At 63.6% G+C, this 14,826-nt stretch carries 12 protein-coding genes and 3 tRNA genes; 4 read left to right on the forward strand and 11 right to left on the reverse strand.

Translation table 11 applies throughout. The annotated features are described in order from the left end of the window. Window positions 1-49: 49 nt before the first annotated feature. A complete protein-coding gene (locus tag N511_RS0101795) occupies window positions 50-805 on the forward strand; it encodes a FadR/GntR family transcriptional regulator (RefSeq protein ID WP_027677732.1) in 756 nt (251 codons plus the stop codon). A gap of 308 nt (window positions 806-1,113) precedes the next feature. Here N511_RS0101795 and N511_RS0101800 read toward each other — a convergent pair whose 3' ends face one another. The 6 genes from N511_RS0101800 to N511_RS0101825 form a co-directional block, all read right to left on the reverse strand. Then, entirely contained in the window at window positions 1,114-1,365 is a 252-nt protein-coding gene (locus N511_RS0101800) for a GlsB/YeaQ/YmgE family stress response membrane protein (protein ID WP_027677733.1), read from the reverse strand. A 26-nt stretch (window positions 1,366-1,391) separates the two neighbouring features. Further along, window positions 1,392-2,099, reverse strand: coding sequence for a response regulator transcription factor (locus tag N511_RS0101805; protein ID WP_027677734.1), 708 nt, complete (start codon window positions 2,097-2,099; stop codon window positions 1,392-1,394). Window positions 2,100-2,133: 34 nt separating this feature from the next. Beyond that, window positions 2,134-2,334, reverse strand: a complete 201-nt coding sequence (locus N511_RS25155) for a hypothetical protein (protein ID WP_027677735.1) — start codon at window positions 2,332-2,334, stop codon at window positions 2,134-2,136. Between the two features lie 178 nt (window positions 2,335-2,512). After that, entirely contained in the window at window positions 2,513-4,846 is a 2,334-nt protein-coding gene (locus N511_RS0101815) for a CHASE2 domain-containing protein (protein WP_027677736.1), read from the reverse strand. After that, the gene (locus N511_RS0101820; protein WP_027677737.1) at window positions 4,839-6,518 is read right to left on the reverse strand and encodes a FecR domain-containing protein; all 1,680 of its coding nucleotides are present in this window, start codon (window positions 6,516-6,518) and stop codon (window positions 4,839-4,841) included. The genes N511_RS0101815 and N511_RS0101820 overlap by 8 nt, the downstream gene beginning before the upstream one ends. Further along, entirely contained in the window at window positions 6,502-7,215 is a 714-nt protein-coding gene (locus N511_RS0101825) for a response regulator transcription factor (RefSeq protein ID WP_027677738.1), read from the reverse strand. Before N511_RS0101825 ends, N511_RS0101820 begins: the two co-directional genes overlap by 17 nt. A 586-nt stretch (window positions 7,216-7,801) precedes the next feature. Between N511_RS0101825 and N511_RS25160 the strand changes: the two genes are divergently transcribed. After that, a complete protein-coding gene (locus N511_RS25160) occupies window positions 7,802-8,113 on the forward strand; it encodes a DUF5818 domain-containing protein (RefSeq protein WP_155954011.1) in 312 nt (103 codons plus the stop codon). 343 nt (window positions 8,114-8,456) lie between these two features. Continuing rightward, window positions 8,457-10,139, forward strand: a complete 1,683-nt coding sequence (locus N511_RS0101835; RefSeq protein ID WP_027677739.1) for a M30 family zinc metallopeptidase — start codon at window positions 8,457-8,459, stop codon at window positions 10,137-10,139. Between the two features lie 169 nt (window positions 10,140-10,308). Here N511_RS0101835 and N511_RS0101840 read toward each other — a convergent pair. The 5 genes from N511_RS0101840 to uvrC form a co-directional block, all read right to left on the reverse strand. Next, window positions 10,309-10,382, reverse strand: a tRNA-Cys gene (locus N511_RS0101840). A gap of 92 nt (window positions 10,383-10,474) precedes the next feature. Next, window positions 10,475-10,550 (reverse strand) — tRNA-Gly (locus N511_RS0101845). A 53-nt stretch (window positions 10,551-10,603) separates the two neighbouring features. Beyond that, window positions 10,604-10,679, reverse strand: a tRNA-Gly gene (locus N511_RS0101850). Window positions 10,680-10,815: 136 nt separating this feature from the next. Continuing rightward, a complete protein-coding gene (gene pgsA / locus N511_RS0101855; protein ID WP_027677740.1) occupies window positions 10,816-11,391 on the reverse strand; it encodes a CDP-diacylglycerol--glycerol-3-phosphate 3-phosphatidyltransferase in 576 nt (191 codons plus the stop codon). 67 nt (window positions 11,392-11,458) lie between these two features. Further along, window positions 11,459-13,432, reverse strand: coding sequence for an excinuclease ABC subunit UvrC (uvrC, locus tag N511_RS0101860; RefSeq protein ID WP_027677741.1), 1,974 nt, complete (start codon window positions 13,430-13,432; stop codon window positions 11,459-11,461). Between the two features lie 92 nt (window positions 13,433-13,524). Between uvrC and earP the strand changes: the two genes are divergently transcribed. Then, window positions 13,525-14,718 carry an elongation factor P maturation arginine rhamnosyltransferase EarP gene (earP, locus tag N511_RS0101865; protein WP_027677742.1) on the forward strand — a complete coding sequence of 398 codons (1,194 nt, stop codon included), beginning with the start codon at window positions 13,525-13,527 and terminating at the stop codon, window positions 14,716-14,718. The last annotated feature ends 108 nt before the right edge of the window (window positions 14,719-14,826 follow it).

Consider the following 14,826-nt stretch of genomic DNA (forward strand, 5'->3'; position numbering starts at 1 on the left):
CACATTCCCGCCGAACCACCCCTGGTAAACCCGCCCTCCCGGAGATCGCATGCCCACCGTCAGCTCGCCCGCAACGCTCGTGCGCCGCACCCAAAGCTTGGCGGACGTGGTGGTGGACCACGTCAAGGGGCGCATTGCCAGCGAATCCCTGCGGATTGGCGACAAGCTGCCCACGGAATCCGCATTGATGGAAGCGCTGGGGGTGAGCCGCACGGTGGTACGTGAGGCGATTTCGCGCTTACAAGCCAAGGGGCTGATCGAGACGCGTCACGGCATCGGCAGCTTTGTCCTGCCGCCGCGGGTCGACAACAGCATCCCGCTGGGCGATGCGTCGACGATGCATGACATCTTGAGCATGCTGGAATTGCGCGTCGCCATTGAGACGGAATGCGCCGGCCTGGCCGCACAGCGCATCTCCGCGGCCGAGATCGAGGCGCTACGTCTGGCGCTCGAAGCCATTGAGCAGGACCAGGCGGAGGGCAACGACAGCGCCACGTCCGACCTCCAGTTTCATCTGAGCATTGCTCGCGCTACCGGCAACGAACATTTCGTGGGCGCCCTCGCCCAGCTCGGCAAGACGCTCATTCCCCGTACACGGATGGGGCTTGCGCAGGTCGGCTACCTGAACGCGCCCGAACTGCGCGCCACGGTCAACCGCGAGCACCACAGCGTCTTCGAGGCCATTGCGCGGAAAGATCCCGAAGCCGCTCGCGCTGCAATGCGCATGCACCTGTCAAACAGCCGCGAACGTCTGCGCCGTGCGCATGAAGCGGCGGGCACTCAAACGTCCGTGGCAGGTAGCTGAGCCGAGCAACACGGCCTTCAGTTGTACGACGTCTTACTAGTTGCGCAGCAGCCATCGCCTATCCGCCGATCTCCGCGCTGTTGATAAAGATTTGCATTCGCCCGCTCTCAGCCACGTAACCTGAGCTTGCACCGACCCCTCGTGGGTGCGCTCCGGCCGCGGAAGAGAGAGCCGCGGCCTTCTTGGCCCTGATGCTGCTGTCCCGAGTGTCAGGGCGTTTCTTTTGGTGGCGGGCGTTTGGGTCTCCTCCCCTGCTTCACCAACAAAAAAAGCCCCGACTTGCGGGGCCTTACTCTGAAACGACCGACTCAGCGTTCGCGTGCCAGCACGTGATAGCCGGCCAGCAGGATGATCGCACCCACCATCGCGCTGACAAACCCAGCCAATTGCCCCGGCTCATACCAACGCATCAACTGACCGAGAAAAGCCGCTGCCAGTGCGCCGGCAATGCCGACCATGATGGTGAGGACGAAGCCGCTTGCGCCGCAGCGTGGCGTCACCCACCGCGCCACAAGCCCGGCCAGAAAGCCGATGAGGATGGTGATACAGAGCAATTGCATGGCAGTGGCTCCGCGGGTCGAGGCGGTCAGTGCGTTGCTTCGGCGTCGATCACGCGCTCCAGGCAGAAGCCCTGCCCGTAGATGGCGCGCAGGCGCAGGCCGTTTTCGGGGCCCAGCAGCAACTTCTTGCGCAGGCGCGAGACATGCGTATCGAGCGTGCGCGAATACGGGCTCAGCTCCCGGCCCCAAAGAGCGAGTTCGATGTCGGCGCGCGAGAGAATCCGTCCCGCATTCGCGAACAGCAACAGCGCCAGCTCGAACTCACGCGCATGCACCGACACCGAAGCATCGCGCAGCCGGATGGAGCGGTTCTGCCGATCGAGCGTGTAGGGCCCCAGACGAATCTCCGACGCCCGCACGGCGCGGCTCACGGCAAAGCGGCGAATCAACGCATCGAGCCGCGCCAGCAATTCTGGCGGACGGATGTCGCCTTGAAAGCAAAGGTCAGCGCCGTGGTTGAGCGCGTCTGCGGTTTCGGTATCGGCCTGCCCATCGGCGAGATAGACGATGGCCATGCCGGGCCCCACGCGTTCGCGAACCGTGCGCACCAGCGACAGGCCGGGCATGTCGTGCGCATGCGCACCAACCATCAGCAGGTTGATGCCGTGCAGGTCGATGGCTTCAAAAACCTGCCGAGAGAGAAACAGCGGCACACATTCAAAGCGCGTGGGCCGCAGCGCCGTGTGGATCGCCTGCTGGCGAGCGAGGTGCGTGTCGATCAGGCCGATTTTCATGGCTCGGTGTCGTAGTGGACTGCGTGCGGCGCGGTCAAGCGGCGGCGTGACGATGATGCTGTGCATTGCTGTCGTCGCCACTGCCGCCGCGCCACATGGATACATGCCGACCAGCCAGCCAGAAGCCTTCGAACTGCGGCGGGTTCCCGTTACCGCGCAGGGCGTGATGCAGTTGCGCGCGAATGCATTCGTAATCGCACTCGGTCAAAACATCGGTTGCAATCTGGCTCAACATACGTGGCGCCTCGGGCGTGTCTATGCTCGGTTTTTTCCAAGGTGCCGTCGTCTCTCGACCGGTGTGTCACCGGTGCATGCTGTGCGGGTCGGCCAATGAACTGTAGGGCCGCCGCCGTGCCGAAATGCAAATGATTGAAAAGGAAATGTGGCAGAGGCCACACGAGACCATCGTGGCCTCAGGCGTCGTGGCGATGCGCGACGCGCGGCAGCCACAGCGTGAAGGTCGACCCCAGGCCGGGTGCGCTCTGCACGGCAATGCGGCCGCCATGCCGGTCGACCACCGTCTTCACGAATACGAGACCCAACCCGCTGCCGGCCGGCGCATTGGCCGCGCCTTCATGCAATCGATGAAACGGCTGAAACAGCCGCGGCTGATCGGCAAGGGCGATGCCGGCCCCCTGGTCCGCCACGGCCACCGAGAACATGGCTTCGTCCTGCTCCACCGTCACCGTCACTACGGAACCGGCCGCGCTGAATTTGATCGCGTTGTTGAGCAGATTCACCAGCGCGCGCACCAGCAAGCGCGGTTCGCCCCGCACGGCCGCTTCAATGTCGGCCATCACGCGCACTTCCACCTGATGACGATTCGCCAGCGGCCAGACCTCATCGGCGGCATCGAGCACGAGGCCCACGAGATCCACGTCCACCAGCTTGAGCGTTTGCGATTCGGCGCGCGCCAGGTCGATGAAGGCATCGGCCAGCTCCAGCGTGCGCGACGACAGCTGCTCGATGCGAGACAGCAGCACCTCGCGGTCCAACGCGCGTGACGCATCGCGCTGCAGCTCAATCAGGGCGAGGATGGCGCTCTGCGGCGAACGCATGTCGTGCGAGATGAACCGCAGCGCTTCTTCGCGATGGCGCTCGGCCTGGCGCACCGGGGTGATGTCGGCAAAGCTGACGATGATGTCGACGGGGCGCCCCGCTTCGTCCCGCAATGCGGCGGCGTGCATCAACATCGAGCGGCCGTCGTGCGTCTGCAGCTCGACGGGTTCGAGCCCGGTGGGATCGGTGAGCCAGCGCGCCCAGTAGTGTTCGCCAGCGGAAGGGTCGGGAAACGCCCGCGCCAGCAGCGTCGGTAGGTCGCGCAACGCGGCCGCGCGGTTCTGGCCGGGCGTCTGCGACTGACCGGCCAAGTCGGCGCTGCGGCCGTTGGCGAGGCGGATCGTGCCATCGTGCGTGCAGACGACGGTGGCATCGGGCAGGCTCTCCAGCGCATCGGCCAGGAAGCGACGCAGCCCGCGCAGCTTGTCCGTAAGAGAGGCCACGGCATCCATGTGCGCGCCCAATGTGCGGCCGGGGCGCGCCAGCGGCGCGGTCTCCGCCAGCAGGCCGGGCTCGCGCGCCAGGCGCTGCATCTCGTCGCGCAGAAAACGCAGCGCGGCTTCTTGCTGGCGCCAGCTCCACAGCGGATACAACACCAGCGGGCCAACCAACGCGGCAAAGGGCGGCAACCAACGGTTGCCGAACACCAGCGCCCCGATCGCGCTCAGCAACAAGACAGCCGCTCCCGCCAGCGCCACGGCAAGCGCCATACGCGGCGTCAGCCAACGCACGGCAAACGCGGTCATCAACAAAGGAAGCAGCGTCATCGCCCAAAACACACTGGGCGACACCGGCAGGATGGCGCTGCTGTCCAACACAGTTTGCGTGGCATTGGCCAGCACTTCCACGCCGCTCATCGTGCGCGACGGCGGTGTCGCAAAAATATCGGACACCCCGGAGGCCGTGGCCCCGATCAGCACGAGCTTGCCGGCCAGCGCATCGGGCGCCACGTGGCCGTTGAGCACGTCCAGCGCGGGCACGTGCCGATACGTACCGGCCTGCCCCGCAAAATTCAGGCGGATATGCCCACGCCGCGTCCAGCCGCCCGCATCGGTTTCCACATCGGGCAGCGCCGGCACGGAGGCTGGCGAGCGCAACGCCTGCCGCGCAAGCTGCACGGCCAGATGGTCCAGCAGATGCGCGCTCGGCCCCTCCGCCAGATACATGCCGCGCACCACGCTGTCTGCATCGGGCGCCGCATTGATATGCGCCACGGCGGCATTGATACCCAGAAACGGATAGTGATACACGCGCCCCTGCTCCGTGCGCTCGGGCAGCGCAGGCAGGATGACATGCCCGGCTTGCCGGATGGCCTCGATCAATGCGCGATCGCCTTCAGGGTGCGCGAGATCGGGTTCGATCAGCAGAATATCGACGCCGATGGCACGCGGCCGGGCCTGCCCCACGCGCGCGATCAGATCCGCCAGGCGGCTACGCGGCCACGGCCAGCGTCCCACCGCGTCAAGGCTCTGGTCATCGATGGCAACGATGACGATGTCGTCGCGCGGCGCGTGCCCATGCAACGTGACGACCGCGTCGTACAGCGCCGCGTCAAGCCGTGCGACCACGCTCCAGCGCACAGCGCCCAACGTCAGCAGCGCAGCCAGCGCCACCAGCACACCCCACTCCACCAGCGCGCGCACCCCGAGGCTGCGCACCGCGGATTTGGTAGGTGCGGATTCAGTCATTGAGAAGGAGATTGCCGTCGCCGCTCTGCACCGGGCTGCGCGCGGAGTCGCCAACGAAGGTGCCGACGTCAATGCGCTGCGGCTTGGCGTAGACCACCGACGCGGCATCGCCCAGGTCTACGCCGGTGCGGAGGTAATACACGCCGGAGGGCGGCCGCGGAATGGCCGCCTCGTTGCCTTCGCTGACGATGTCGACGATGGGCTTGGCGAAGCTTGTGTCGCCCGCCAGTTGCACACGCGTGCGTGCGCCCGATGCGACAAGCTCGGGCGACAGCGCAGACCAATGGGCATGCAGCTTGCCGTCATCGCCGGCATCCACTGCGGCAGTCGGCACGGCATCGAGAGGAATGTCGAGCACGCGGAAACGCAGGGCATCGCTCCACGGGCCGGTTTTGCCGTCCGCGGCGACCGAGCGCACACGCCACCACCATGTGCCTGCCGTCAGCGGCCTGACCCAACGCACGTCTTTGCCATGCTGCTGAATGACGGGCGAGGCGAAGGTCTCGGCATCGCTCACTTCCAGGTCGTAGCTGCCCGCGTCGGACACCATCGCCCACGCGAATGCCACGTCGCCGCTGCGGTAGGTCCGGTCGCTGGCGGGCTGGATCGTGTACGGCGCTTCCGGATGGAGCCGCACCGTGAACGGCCGCGTGGCCGATTCACTCGTCAGTCCAAGGGCGTCGATGCTCTGCACGACGAGTATGTAGTCGCCGTCCTCGTCGCCGCACAGCGTTGCCGACGGGGCCTTGCTGGATTGATAGGCGGTGAGTTCGGTCAACGCGGCGTCCCGCGCCACGGCGGCGCGATACCCGACCGCGCCCTTGACCGGCTGCCACGTCGCGCGCAGGCACGGCGTCTGCACAAGTTGCGGAATGGCGTCGAGGCTGGGCGCCGTCGGCAGCGCGGCCCGCTTGAGGTGTCCCGCCGATGCCACCACGCCAAAGCCACCCTTGACCGCTTGCTTCTGACGACCGGCGCTTGTGGCGACCTCACCTTCCAGCACGGAACTCGTCGAACCCGCTTCGCTGGCCTGCACGCGGAAACGCGTACCGCGCACGCCCGTCACCAGCGCCGGCGTGGAAATCTCGTAGCGGCCCACGCCGCTCTTCTTGGGCGAGACGTTGGATTCCGCTTCGCCCTTCTTCACGTGCACGCGCACATCGATCAGCCCGGCACGCGCAAACGCCCGCACACGCGACAGCGCAACGTGGCTGCCCGGTGGCACCGTCACGCGTGTGCCGTCGTCAAAGGCCAGCGTCACGGCGCCTTTGTCGCCGGTGTCGATCTGTGCGTCTTCGGCAAGCTTCGTACCAGTCTGCAGGAGCTTGCCACCGGCGGTTGCATCGCGTGCGAACACGACCTGCGCCGTCGCTGGCACGACCGGAATGCGATCGAACGGAATCCGGAGGAGCGCGCCGGGCTGAAGCCGATACGGATCGGCGACATGGTTGCGCCGCTGCAGGAGGCGCCAGCCTTCGGCACTGTCCATGTAACGTTCAGCGAGGCTGATCAACGTGTCGCCCGGCTGCACCCGATAGACGAAATCGGAACCGTCCGCGCCGGAAGGCTGGGCCATCGCCAGCTGCCAAACGCCGCCAAAAAGAACGAACGCGCCGACAAACGCGGCGCGCCCAATCAAACCACCCCAAATTGCTTCAGCTTGCTTCGCCATCTTCCTGCGTGGTTTCCAGCCGATAGCCATGCGAATACACCGAGACCAGCCGCACGCCATTCTTCTGATTGAGATCGAGTTTGAGCCGCAGCTTGGAGATATGCGTGGCCAGCGTACGCGAATCCGGACCGATGCTGCGACCCCACACTGCCTGCTCGATCAGCTCGCGCGGCACCAGCTTGCCGACATTGCGGAACAGGTACAGCCCCAGATCGAACTCGCGCGGGGACAGCTCGACCTGCGAGCCATTCAGTGTCAGCACGCGACCGACTGGGTCCACCGCGTACGGACCGACGCGAATGCGTTCGAGCGATTCACTGGTGCGCGGCGCGGCACGACGCAGCAGCGCACCGACGCGCGCCACCAGCTCGGCGCGGCGCACCGGCTTGACGACGTAGTCGTCGGCGCCAGCGGCCAGCCCGCGCACCACGTCGTCTTCGAGCGAACGGTTGGTCAGAAACAGCACCGGCAGCGCCGGGCCGACCGTCTGCCGCACCCAGCTCACGAGCTGGATGCCGCTGATATCGGGCAACTGCCAGTCAAGCAGCAGCAGGTCGAACGTTCGATCCCGCAGCGCCTTGACGAAGGCATCCCCGTTACTGAAACTCTCGCATTCGTATCCCGACGAAACCAGGATTTCGCGGATCAAATCCGATTGCGCCTGGTTGTCTTCTACCGAGGCAATTCGTATCGCCATCTGGACTGCCCTTTCCCCGTGACGGGTCCGGCCCCATTGTTACCGCCGGCCGTCGCTTCATGGAATGCCGGTTCGGCCCCGTTCTCGTTGTGATCGGGTCCCAGCCGGAACATCGTAGTTGCACCATCAGCCGCGGCCGGTACGGTCCGGACCCGCGCCCAGGCTCATATTCAGAGCCGCCGGCACAGCTTCCACACCGACTTGAGCCCAGGCCATCCTAGAAGGCTACCCCCGCGACATTGCAAACAATTGTGAAAAGCCCCGCGCCTTGGCGGCGGTTTGTGCCGTTCTATCATTTTTTGTTGCGACAGAACAGGGTGTGCCCGGCGCCGGGGGTAGTAGGTACATGCCCGCGCCTGCTGTGATCGAGCGAAGTATCCCAGGACGCCCCTCCCCGGGGCAAAGCGGCTCAAGCTTACTCCACCTGGGCCAGTCGGCTGGAACGATGCGTTAGCGGGCCTCCGAATATCCAGACTGGTGCGACACCGCTGCATGTCATATTCCTTCCGCCAAAATCCGCCGGGCGCATTAATGGGCTTACATCAGACAAAATCATCCCCAGTCAAATCAATAAATCGTTATCGCCATGCACTGTTCTCGTTTTTTCTCGCACTTATTGATCTCTATGTTATTGACCGCATGCAGCTTTCCCTCGCCGGCTTCAGACCTCACGCTGCAAGGCACACTCAGCCAAGTTGGAAATTTTCCATTTAACTCCCTCGCCGTGCGCACAGAGGACGGCGCGCTGTGGAAGCTTGATGTGCCGGACGAAAATGCGCTCCTCCCACTGGTCAACCAACGCGTGATTGTGTCGGGCACACCGGGCAGCGACACAACGTTTTCAGCGCTGGCAAAGCACACACTCCACGTTCGCAGCATCAAGCCAGTGAAGCGCTAAGGTGACCGCCCATCGCGCCCCTGCCCGGACGCGGCAGCGTCCCTACTGCAAGAAATTTGCGACTGACATGATTGACCGGGCACGGAAGCCGCAGGCCCACCGCGCTAACGAACCGCACACCCCGGATCACAACAATTTTTGTTAATTTAAAGAAATAATGACAATCACAACGATTAAATAGATTTCAAACCCTCTGATTTGCAATTATTTTCAAAAATATCGAGGCGTTATTTCCTATAGGCTCGATAAAATCCGCCCTCGCCTTATCAACAATAGGCATTCAAGGCCAGCATCCTCATTTTTTTCAAGGTGCCAACCGTGGCACCATTTTTAGGGGCGGATTATGCGTTTCAAGAATCGGCAACCAGCGGTTGCCCTGGGATTAGCCATCATCATGGCCGCCTGTTTGGCAGCTTGTGGTGGTGGCGGCGACAGCCCGGCGAATTCAACCATGCCTGAGGGCGCCACCGGCACCACAACGCCGGCCAAACCACAGAACGACTTCCAAAGGGCCTGCACCGACTGTGCCGCAGCAGACGATGCAACGTACTCGGGCTCGGGCGTAGGCATCTGGTCTGTAGGAAATACGGGCGCCACAGCCAAGGCAGCACAAGTCAATATCACCATGGCAGGCGGCCTCTCAGGCGAGGATGTCCGTGTCGTCTACACCAACCCGACCGACACGCCTGCGCCATTCTCCATGTTCGTCAAGGCATCCACCTTCAACGGCGCGTCTGTGCGGAGCGTGCAACCGCCCAAAGCGACGGACGGCGAGATCCGGGCGCGCATCCAAGAATTCAACCGCTCTGGCTTTGCCAAGCTCCTCGGCCCACGTGCGAGCGAATCGCAAATGGGTATTGCCGGCGTCCGGACGCAAGCATCGACCGTCTATGCGGTCAACGATCAACGTCAGTGGAACGATATGAACGGTGTGGCCCGCACCGCCACGCTGGTCAAGCAGCAGGCCGCCGCAGACGGGAAGATGATCAACCTGTGGGTCGAACACACCGAGCTTGCGCCGGACCGAATCACCCAAGCCATCGTCGATCGGATGCTGGACACGTATGCGCGCGCCGGGGGCGTCTACGACATGCTGACAGCCGTGGGCGGACCGCTGTGGGGCGATCAACCTTACAGCAACCTGTTGGGCCCGAACCAGCCGATCGACCTCGTCCTGCTCAACTTCGACCAAAACGCCAAACCGTTCGGCATGGTCGGCTACTTCCATGGGCTGAACAGTTTCCTCCAGAGCAGCGCCCCGAAGAGCAACGAATCGGTGTCGCTCTACCTCGATACGGAGACCATGTATTTGGGTGGAGGCTTTGGCTTGCAGGCATCGCTCATGACCCTGGCGCACGAAGGCATGCATATGCAGAACTTCTACCGCCGCGCTGTCCTGAAGGGATCGGAATTTGCATTCGACACCTGGCTGGAAGAGCAGTCGGCAATGATGATGGAGGATTGGGCCAGCTTCAACGTGGATGCCACCTTCAACAACGTGCGCGACATTCGCATTCCGGACTTCGTAGCGACGACTGGCTACACATGTCCGTTGACGACGTTTACCAGCGGTGGCGACGCCCCGTGCGACAGCTATGCAGTGAATGGGTCTTTTGGCGGATTCCTGAATCGCCAGCTCGGCCTGGGCTTCTATAAAGATCTGCTTACGCGTATGGACAGCACAGACTCCAAAACCGTGCTGGACAATGCGATCAAGGCGGCACGCGCAGATTCGAGTTTCAGTGCAGAAGCAGAGCGCTTCGCTGTGACGATGGCGTCGCTGATGCCTTCTAGCGGTGGAGCTTCTCGCTACAGCTTCCCAGCGCGTGCAGAAGGTGGCTTCCAGGTACCGGCCGTCAATCTCCAACCCTTCCATGCGGTTCAGAGCCTGCCGACATCGCCCGCTACGCTGGCGCCGTATGCCGCGTTCGTGTCGCCGCGGGGCTCCGTGACGCGTACGTACGCCGACACCATCACCGTGCCGCCGGGGACAAATGCATGGGTGGTGATCCAGCCGAAGGAGTAAGCCACACCGCACCAAACAGAGCAGCCTTGCCGGGCTGCTCTTTTTTTTGCCCAGATATCCACCACTGTCGCTTGCTGTGTGCCGGTATCGCGCCAACGCCGTAGCGATACGGCAGCCGCATACGTGGAAAAACAAAAAGCCCCGAACCAGTCGGGGCTTTTTTTCATTCTGGAGGCGGAGGCCGGAATCGAACCGGCGTACACGGCTTTGCAGGCCGCTGCATAACCACTTTGCTACCCCGCCAAGGGCTCAGCACCGCATTGTAGCAATTCATGAAGAACCGCGTGTTTGCCGTGCCGATAAAGAAAAAGGGAAGCAAGGCTTCCCTTCGGGATTGGAGCGGGAAACGAGGCTCGAACTCGCGACCTCAACCTTGGCAAGGTTGCGCTCTACCAACTGAGCTATTCCCGCGTAACCGGTTATGCCGCCGCGCCATCACATCAACACGGCCACATATTTAAAACTGGAGCGGGAAACGAGGCTCGAACTCGCGACCTCAACCTTGGCAAGGTTGCGCTCTACCAACTGAGCTATTCCCGCATTTTTGGCTACCAGCACTGCCGTACAACCTTTGTGCTGCCAGACCGTTTGCGTCACATCACTGCAACGCGAGAACGAGATTATGGCAAAGAAGAATCGTCCTCGTCAACACTTTTGCGCAAGAGTTTTTACAGGCTCATTTCGCGCGCTCGCGGATCTGCGGCCACGCGAGCTTCATGTAGTACGCCATCGACCACAGCGTGAGCACCGCCGCCACGTAAATGAGCCACGTGCCCCACACCTGCGCGTCGATCACGTCGAACAGGCGGCCCTCGAACAGCAGCAACGGAATGGCGATCATCTGGAAGGTCGTCTTCAGCTTGCCGAGGAAGTTGACGGCCACGCTCTTCGACGCGCCAATCTGCGCCATCCATTCACGCAGGGCAGAGATGGTGATCTCGCGGCCGATGATGACGAGCGCGATGACGTCGGACACGCGGCCCAACGACAGCAGCACCAGCAGCGCGGCGGCCACCATCAGTTTGTCGGCGACCGGATCGAGAAAAGCGCCGAAGGCGGAGGTCTGGTTCCAGCGGCGGGCAAGAAAGCCGTCGAACCAATCCGTGAGGCTCGCAACGATGAAAAACACCGCGGCCGTCAGGTTCTTGGCGGGCAGCGCCATCCAGGTGTCCGGCACGTAGAACACGCCCACCACCAGCGGAATCATGGCCACACGCAGCCAGGTCAGGAGGATCGGGAAGTTGAAAGGCATGGCAAATCGAGAGGACAACCGCCGCGCAAGCTTCAACCTACGCGGCAAGATGGGGCATTGTCGCCGATCAATGCAGCTGACGGTAGATTTCTTCCGCCAGGGTCTGCGAGATGCCTTCGACCGTGGCGAGTTCGTCGACGCTCGCGGCCATCACGCCACGCAAGCCGCCGAAGCGCGCCAGCAACCGCTGCCGGCGCTTGGCACCAATGCCTTCGATTTCTTCCAGCCGCGACGTGTTGCGCGCCTTGGCTCGCTTGGCGCGCATGCCGGTGATGGCAAAGCGGTGCGCTTCATCGCGAATCTGCGCGACGAGCATCAGCGCGGCGCTGCCTTGGCCCAGCTCCAGTGACGGACGGCCATCGGCAAAGATCAGCGTTTCCAGGCCGACCTTGCGCCCCTCCCCCTTTGCCACGCCGACGAGCAATCCGATATCCAGCCCCAGCTCTTCAAACACCTGGCGGGCGACTTCCACCTGCCCCTTGCCGCCGTCGATCAGCACGATGCTCGGCATGTTCGGCGTGTCTTCGCCAGCCTGCTCGACGATCTTCTGGTAGCGCCGCGTGAGGACCTGCCGCATGGCCGCGTAGTCGTCACCGGGTGTGATGTCCTGGATGTTGTAGCGGCGGTATTCGCTGTTTTGCATGGCGTGGCTGTGGAAGACCACGCACGACGCTTGCGTGGCCTCGCCGGCGGTGTGGCTGATGTCGAAGCATTCGACGCGCAGCGCGGCAAGGTCTTCCAGGTCGATGCCGATGGTCTCGGCCAGTGCGCGCGTACGAGCCTGTTGACTGCCTTGCTCGGAAAGCCGGCGCATCAGCGACAGCTCGGCGCCCTTCTCCGCCATTTCAAGCCAAGCGCGTCGCCCGCCCTGAGGCTGGCGCACAACCGAAATGCGACGCCCCGCCTGCTCGGCCAGCGCATCGATCAACTCGGTTGCATGAATCTGATGGCTGACCACCAGCACCGGCGGCACGAACTGATCAAGATAGTGCTGCGCAACAAACGCCTCCAGGATGTCACTGGCCATGCGCTCGGCATCGCGTGATGTTTCTGCTGCAGGGTCGCCGCCGGCCTCGACATCCACGCCGACGATGGCCGCGCCCTCTTCCACGTGCGTGGGGAAGTAAGCCTTGTCGCCCAGATGCCGGCCGCCGCGCACCATCGCGAGGTTCACGCAGGCGTGGCCGCCCTTGATGGCAACGGCCAGGATGTCGATGTCGCTGGCGTGGCCGACCTCTTCCACCGACTGCTGCTTGAGCACCGTCGACAATGCGCCGATCTGGTCGCGCACGATGGCGGCCTGCTCGAATGCCAGCGATTCGGAATAGCGCTGCATCTTGTCCTGCAGCGTCTGCATGACCTCGTCCTGTCGACCCTGCAGGAAACCGGCCGCGTTGGCGACGTCGCGCGCGTAATCCTCCGGGCTGATCGCCTGGACGCAGGGGCCGCTGCAGCGATGGATCTGATGCAGGAGGCACGGCCGCGTGCGGTTGTTGAAGACGGTGTCTTCGCACGTGCGAAGCTGGAACACCTTCTGCAGGATCTGCATGCTTTCACGCACCGCATGCGCGCTCGGAAACGGGCCGAAGTATTGGTGCTTGCGATCGGTCGCGCCGCGGTAATACGCCATGCGCGGATAGGCGTGATGCGTGAGCTTCAGATACGGATACGACTTGTCGTCGCGAAACAGGATGTTGTAGCGCGGCGCCAGCGCCTTGATGAGGTTGTTCTCGAGCAGCAGCGCTTCGGCCTCGCTGCGCACGACGGTGGTGTCGATGCGTGCGATCTTCGCCACCATCATCGCAATGCGCGGCGAAAGCAGTGTCTTGTTGAAATAGCTCGACACGCGCTTCTTGAGGTCGCGTGCCTTGCCCACGTAGAGCACGTTGCCCTGCGCATCGAAGTAGCGATACACGCCCGGCAGATTCGGCAGGCGCGCGATGTGCGCTTTCGCGTCGAATTCGGGCACGTTGGCGGGCGCGCTGGGCTCGACGCTGTCGGGCGTCTCGGGGGGCTGGGGTTGCGTGGGGTCGGACGACATGGCGTTCGCTGGATCAGAGGCCGTCAGTGTAGAACAAGCTGCCGACTACAATGTCGGCCCGCCCTTCTTCGCTGCCCGACTCGCCTTCCTGCATGCGCACCATCACATCCTGGGATCTCTTCTGCCGCGTCGTCGACAATTACGGCGACATCGGCGTCTGCTGGCGCCTGGCCCGCCAGCTTGTACAAGAGCACGGCCATACCGTCCGCTTGTGGGTCGACGATCTCCGCTCGTTCGAGAAGATCTGCCCCGCAGTCGACGCTCAAGCCGACGCGCAGCGAGTCTCGGGCGTCGATATCCGCCAATGGGCTGACGATGCGCAGGTCGCCAATCTCCTCGCCGCCGATGCGCACCCAGGTTTGCACGACGTGGTGATTGGCGCGTTCGCATGCGCCGTTCCGGAGCCCGTGCTGACGCTCATGGCGGAGCGGGCATCGGAAGGCGTGGCGCCGGTTTGGCTCAATCTGGAATACCTGAGCGCCGAGAACTGGGTGGCCGAGCATCACGCGATGCAATCGCCACATCTGCGGCTGCCGCTCGTCAAACACTTCTTCTTCCCCGGCTTTGCACGCAACACCGGCGGCGTCCTGCGAGAATCGCACCTTGGCGCGCAACGCGAAACGTTCGAGGCGAGCCCCGCCGCACACCAGGCGTTGTGGCACCGCCTCGGCGTCGACGACCTCGTGCGCCACAACCCCGACGCCCTGCGCGTGAGCCTGTTCGCTTATGCCAACCCGGCCCTGGCGACGCTGGTCTCCCAATGGGAAGCCTCGCCCCAACCGGTAATCTGCCTGGTGCCCGAAGGTTTGGCCGCCCAGCAGATCGCCGAGCTAATGGGCGATGCCGGCGCCGCCAAGACGGGCGCGCGCTGGACGCGCGGCAACCTCAGCGTGGCAGTCGTGCCGTTCGTCCCGCAGGAGCACTATGACCCGCTGCTGTGGGCATGCGACATCAATTTCGTACGCGGGGAAGACTCCTTCGTGCGCGCCCAGTGGGCGCTGAAGCCGTTTGTCTGGCACATCTACCCCCAAAGCGACGACGTACACCTCGTCAAGCTCGACGCATTTCTGGCGCGCTATACGCCAGCCCTGACAGAGGCCGATGCCAAAGCGCTGATCTCGTTCTGGCACGCGTGGAATGGTGCGCCGGCGTCACTCGACTGGAACGAGTTTGTCGCCGTCACGCCTCGCCTGCGCGTACGGGCCGTCACCTGGGAGCAAAGCTTGATGCAACTGGGCGATCTCGCCGCGAATTTGGTGGCATTTTGCGAAAAACAGGTAAAATAGCGGGCTGATCTGTATGCGACCCCCGGCTCTGACCTGGTTCGCGCGGCCCGGAGGGTATCGCGCGGTGCTTCGTTGCTTGGCGCGCATCGAACCCTCTTACTCTCAGGA

This window comes from Ralstonia sp. UNC404CL21Col, assembly GCF_000620465.1.
GTDB classification, from domain to species: domain Bacteria; phylum Pseudomonadota; class Gammaproteobacteria; order Burkholderiales; family Burkholderiaceae; genus Ralstonia; species Ralstonia flatus.

Excerpts from the sequence above, each read along its gene's own strand:
- earP (WP_027677742.1), top strand. The coding sequence starts at position 13,525 with ATGCGCACCATCACATCCTGGGATCTCTTCTGCCGCGTCGTCGACAAT.
- N511_RS0101805 (WP_027677734.1), bottom strand. The coding sequence starts at position 2,099 with ATGAAAATCGGCCTGATCGACACGCACCTCGCTCGCCAGCAGGCGATC.
- N511_RS0101825 (WP_027677738.1), bottom strand. The coding sequence starts at position 7,215 with ATGGCGATACGAATTGCCTCGGTAGAAGACAACCAGGCGCAATCGGAT.
- N511_RS0101820 (WP_027677737.1), bottom strand. The coding sequence starts at position 6,518 with ATGGCGAAGCAAGCTGAAGCAATTTGGGGTGGTTTGATTGGGCGCGCC.
- N511_RS0101835 (WP_027677739.1), top strand. The coding sequence starts at position 8,457 with ATGCGTTTCAAGAATCGGCAACCAGCGGTTGCCCTGGGATTAGCCATC.
- pgsA (WP_027677740.1), bottom strand. The coding sequence starts at position 11,391 with ATGCCTTTCAACTTCCCGATCCTCCTGACCTGGCTGCGTGTGGCCATG.
- N511_RS0101795 (WP_027677732.1), top strand. The coding sequence starts at position 50 with ATGCCCACCGTCAGCTCGCCCGCAACGCTCGTGCGCCGCACCCAAAGC.
- N511_RS25155 (WP_027677735.1), bottom strand. The coding sequence starts at position 2,334 with ATGTTGAGCCAGATTGCAACCGATGTTTTGACCGAGTGCGATTACGAA.
- N511_RS0101800 (WP_027677733.1), bottom strand. The coding sequence starts at position 1,365 with ATGCAATTGCTCTGTATCACCATCCTCATCGGCTTTCTGGCCGGGCTT.
- N511_RS0101815 (WP_027677736.1), bottom strand. The coding sequence starts at position 4,846 with ATGACTGAATCCGCACCTACCAAATCCGCGGTGCGCAGCCTCGGGGTG.
- N511_RS25160 (WP_155954011.1), top strand. The coding sequence starts at position 7,802 with ATGCACTGTTCTCGTTTTTTCTCGCACTTATTGATCTCTATGTTATTG.
- uvrC (WP_027677741.1), bottom strand. The coding sequence starts at position 13,432 with ATGTCGTCCGACCCCACGCAACCCCAGCCCCCCGAGACGCCCGACAGC.